Annotated in this window: 3 protein-coding genes; 1 reads left to right on the forward strand and 2 read right to left on the reverse strand. The window is 72.0% G+C overall.

The features are described from left to right. Positions 1–376 precede the first annotated feature (376 nt). Positions 377–664, reverse strand: coding sequence for a type II toxin-antitoxin system HicB family antitoxin (locus tag QZY48_RS27375; protein ID WP_295436760.1), 288 nt, complete (start codon positions 662–664; stop codon positions 377–379). A 159-nt stretch (positions 665–823) separates the two neighbouring features. Between QZY48_RS27375 and pbpC the strand changes: the two genes are divergently transcribed. Continuing rightward, the gene (gene pbpC, locus QZY48_RS27380) at positions 824–2,944 is read left to right on the forward strand and encodes a penicillin-binding protein 1C (protein ID WP_366929794.1); all 2,121 of its coding nucleotides are present in this window, start codon (positions 824–826) and stop codon (positions 2,942–2,944) included. Between the two features lie 62 nt (positions 2,945–3,006). Here pbpC and QZY48_RS27385 read toward each other — a convergent pair whose 3' ends face one another. Further along, positions 3,007–3,810, reverse strand: coding sequence for a hypothetical protein (locus QZY48_RS27385; protein WP_295436758.1), 804 nt, complete (start codon positions 3,808–3,810; stop codon positions 3,007–3,009). Positions 3,811–4,296: the final 486 nt, after the last annotated feature.

Consider the following 4,296-nt stretch of genomic DNA (forward strand, 5'->3'; position numbering starts at 1 on the left):
CCGTTGGTGGCCCGCCTGCCTCCCCCTGTACCGCGTCGCGGGTCACGCCCGCCAGTGGACGGCGGCTGGCCGCGACGATCGGCCGCCGCAACCCCGGCTCAGCACACGTTTCGGCACCGCCGTGGCGTCATGTGCGGGGCCGGCGCCCAGCTGCAAAAATGGCCAAAGTTGAGTGCCAGTGCCTGACCCTCGTAGGCCCGCAGGCCCTGTTTGAGTATCTCGGAGATGGATAGCCCGGTGATCGTGCGCAACCGCTCCAAGGTTCTCTCGGCTTCGTCGTCAAGCCGCACGGTTCTGGTGCCCATGTGGGGTCCTTCGTAGGTCGAGGGAATACGCAACGTAATACAGGGCGAACGCGAATGCAATCGCGGGGTACTCAGGTCCGCTCCAGGGCCTCCGCCGCGGCCTTGGCCAGGAAGCCGGAGCGGCTCAGATGCCGGGCCTTGGCGTAGGCATCGATGCGCTGCACCAGTCCCTTGGGCAGCGAGATATTGAGTCGCACCGCGCGGGTCTGTATCCGGCTCACATCGATCTCGGCGAAAAGCCAGACCCCACCCTGGTAGTCCGGTCGGCTGGCGAGGGTCTCCCAGGCGCTGGGCGGCGGGACCTGCAGGTCCTCGCCCTCGCAATAGACCTCGACCGCCTCCTGGATCTTTGCGGGCAGGTCCTCCCAGTGCTTGGGACCGACTTGAACCGGCGCGGTGTTTAGGGCTAACTACTCGCGCGTTTCGTCCAGCCTTCCCGTTTGGTCCCAGCATCCATGATCACCCCGCGCCGACCTCGATCGATCTGGACTTCCTCGAGCAGGTCTTACGACGCCGCCTTGGGGCGCTCGTCCGCGTTCATCGACGGACCCGCCGGGCAGGCCGCGGGCCCTCGCTTCGCCCGCCGCCTTTGGTGGACCCTGTGCGGCGCGGTCCTGCTTGGCCTGGGCGCCTGGCTCGCTCTCACCGTCCTGGTGGCCGGCACGCCCGCGCCGAACCTGGCGGTGCCGACCTCCACGGTGGTCTTGGACCGCGAGGACCGGCTGCTGCGCCCCTTCACCGTGGACGGCGGGCGCTGGCGTCTGCCGCTCGACCCGGCGGCGGTGGACCCGCGCTTCGTCGCGCTCTTGCTGGCGGTGGAGGACCGGCGTTTCTATGCCCACCCCGGGGTCGATCCGCTGGCCCTGGCGCGGGCGGCGGCGCAACTGGTGCGGCGCGGGCACATCGTCTCGGGCGGGTCCACCCTGACCATGCAGCTCGCCCGGCTCCTGGACGGGGGCGCGACGCGCTCCCCGCTCGGGAAGGTCCGGCAGGCGCTGGGCGCCCTGGCCCTGGAGCGGGTGGCGGACAAGGGGCAAATCCTGAATGCCTATCTGACGGTCGCCCCCTATGGCGGCAACCTGGAGGGGCTGCGCGCCGGGTCCCTGGCCTGGCTCGGCAAGGAGCCCCGGCGCCTGAGCGACGCCGAGGCGGCCCTCCTGGTCGCGCTGCCGCAGGCCCCGGAGGCGCGGCGGCCCGACCGAAATCCGGCCGCCGCACGGCGCGCGCGCGACCGGGTGCTGGGGCGCGCCCTGGCACTGGGTCTGATCGATGCGCCGGCCGCCGCCGCCGCCCTGCGGGAGCCGGTCCCTAACCGCCGGCGCCCCTTCCCCATGCTCGCCCCCCACCTGGGGGTGCGGCTGGCGCATGAGTTCCCCGGGCGCGCCGTCCACCGGGTGACCCTGGACGCCGGCCTGCAAGGCCGCCTGGAGAGCCTGGCGACGGAGCGGGCGGCGGCCATCGACCCGCGGGTTTCGGTCGCCGTGCTGGCGGCCGACCACGGCAGCGGCGAGGTGCTGGCGGCGGTGGGGTCCGCCGGGCTCTTCGACGGGGAGCGGGCCGGCCATGTGGATATGACCCGTGCCCTGCGCTCCCCGGGCTCCACGCTCAAGCCGCTGATCTACGGGCTCGCCTTCGAGTCGGGCATCGCCCACCCGGAGAGCCTGATCGAGGACCGCCCGACCGCCTTCGCGGGCTATGTGCCGGGCAACTTCGACCGCTCCTTCCAGGGGACCGTGACGGTGCGCCGGGCGCTCGCCCTGTCGCTCAATGTCCCGGCCGTGCAACTCCTGGACGCGGTGGGGCCGGCGCGCCTGCTCGCGCGGATGCGCCGCGCCGGCGCGACGGCGGTGCTGGCGCCGGGCGCGCCGCCGGGGCTCGCGATCGGGCTGGGGGGGCTGGGCCTGAGCCTGTTCGATCTGGTGCGGATCTACGGCGCCATCGCCCGCGGCGGGGAGGCGCTGGACCTGCACGAGACCCGGGACGGACCGGCCGCCGCCCCCGGGCCCCGGGTGCTGGACGCCCGCGCCGCCTGGTATCTCAGCTCGATCCTCTCGGCGGTCCCGGCCCCCGGCGACGCCGCGCCCCAGGGCATCAGCTACAAGACCGGGACCTCCTACGGCTATCGCGACGCCTGGGCCATCGGCTACGACGGGCGCCATGTCGTCGGGGTCTGGGTGGGACGCCCGGACGGTGCCCCGGTCCCCGGCCTCAAGGGGGTCGAGGCGGCGGTCCCCATCCTGCTCGACTGCTTTGCGCGCCTGGGTCCCCGGGTGCCGCTGCCGGGCGCCCCCCCGGGGGTGCTGACGGCCGCCACCAATGCCCTGCCGGCGACGCTGCGCCAGGCGCGGGTGCGCGATGCCGGGGTGGGTGCCGCCCCCACCGGACCCGAGATCGCCTTCCCGCCCGACGGGGCCAGGCTGGACCTGGGCCCGGATCAGGCCGACGGCACGCCCGCCACCCTGGCGCTCAAGGTCCGCAACGGCTATCCGCCCTTTACCTGGTTCGCCGACGGGCGGCCGATCGGGCAGGAGCCCTTTGCCCGCACCACCCAGTGGCGGCCGACCGGCCCCGGCTACGCCGCCATCGCGGTCGTCGATGGACGCGGCCGTGCGAGCCGGGTGCGGGTCTATGTGCAGTAGGGTCCGCTGCGCGGACCGAACCGCACGCGAACCGAGCCGCACGCGGACCCGCCCCCCGGTGCTCAAGATCGACCGCGCCCACGCCGCGCGGCCAGTACCCCAAGCCCCCCGAGCAACAGGGCCGGCACGCCCGGCACCGGGGCCCCGGAAACGGCGGCGAAGCTGTCGCCGATGCGGATCTCGTCGATGGTCCAATGGCCGGCATTGTTGATCGCGATGAAATCCGTGATGCCGAGGTCGCGATTGGTCTTGGTGGCGTCTGCCGTCATGGGCTCCAGCAGGCCCGGGAGGGGATTGACGAAGAGGTCGAAGTGGTCGTCGCCCGGACGGAAACTGGCCTTGAGTACCAGGAAGACCGTCTCCCCGGGGCTCGCCGCCACGCCTGACGGGGAGATGATATCGATCGGCCCCTCCAGGCCGTAGCGCGGGTCGCTGCCGGCGTTGATCCCGGACTTGCCGACGAACAGGTCGCCCAGATTCAACCCGCCATAGTCGCTGAGCGGCTGCCCGGCCTCCGGGCGCAGCAGGAAGCTCAGATACAGGGTGCTGTTGTCGATGCCCACCGGGGCCTGGAGCAACCTGACATACCAGGCGACTTGGGTAGTGCTCGGGGCGGCGGAGGTGGCGGCACCGCCGGCCGTCGGCAGTCCGGCATAGGTCAGGCCGGGGGCGCTGACGTTCAGATCCAGCCCGCCGTACCACCAGGCACCGCCCCATCCGGAGCCGCCGTTCAGGGCCTCAACGGGGGCGCCGATGGCGTAGTCGCTGAAACCCTCGTAGACGGATGTCGCCCCTGCCGGCGAGAGGTGTGCGGCGGCGGCCAGGGCCAGGGCCAAGGCGGTGCGGCGGAACGCGGTCGGGGTCATGGGCGTGCTCCGAGGGGCTGGATTCAAGTAAGGCAAGGATATTTCGACTCCCGTCGATGGGGCAAGGAGCAGCCGACCGGACGGTGGTCGGGGCAGGTCTTGTCCGGTCCATGCGAGAAACGCGGGTCCGGCTGCCGCGGCGCGCCCAGGCCCCTGTCAGCCGGTCGCGACCGGCACTGGGTTCCGCCCAGTTCCGCCACGTTGAAGTCGTCGGCTCGATCGTCGATGATGGCCTTGCGCCGCGTACGGTCTCGCGTGCGCCGGGCGGCGCCCGGGGTGCCGGGGAACCGGCTGACGGGGAAGATCGCCCGGCTGCCGACCCGCCGCGCCTCTATGTGGTATTCACGTTCGGACCCTTCGCAACAAGTCAAACACAAACCCAATCGTTGTCGTTGTCGTTGTCGTAATCGTAATCGGATAAGCGATGCAATTTGGGGTGCGAGAGAATCCGGGGCACTACGATTAACCTCGATTACGACAACGACA

The sequence above is a fragment of the uncultured Thiodictyon sp. genome (assembly GCF_903828115.1).
Classification (GTDB): Bacteria; Pseudomonadota; Gammaproteobacteria; order Chromatiales; family Chromatiaceae; genus Thiodictyon.

Bases quoted from the DNA above. Each gene is read 5' to 3' on its own strand.
- QZY48_RS27385 (WP_295436758.1), bottom strand. From the start codon at position 3,810: ATGACCCCGACCGCGTTCCGCCGCACCGCCTTGGCCCTGGCCCTGGCC.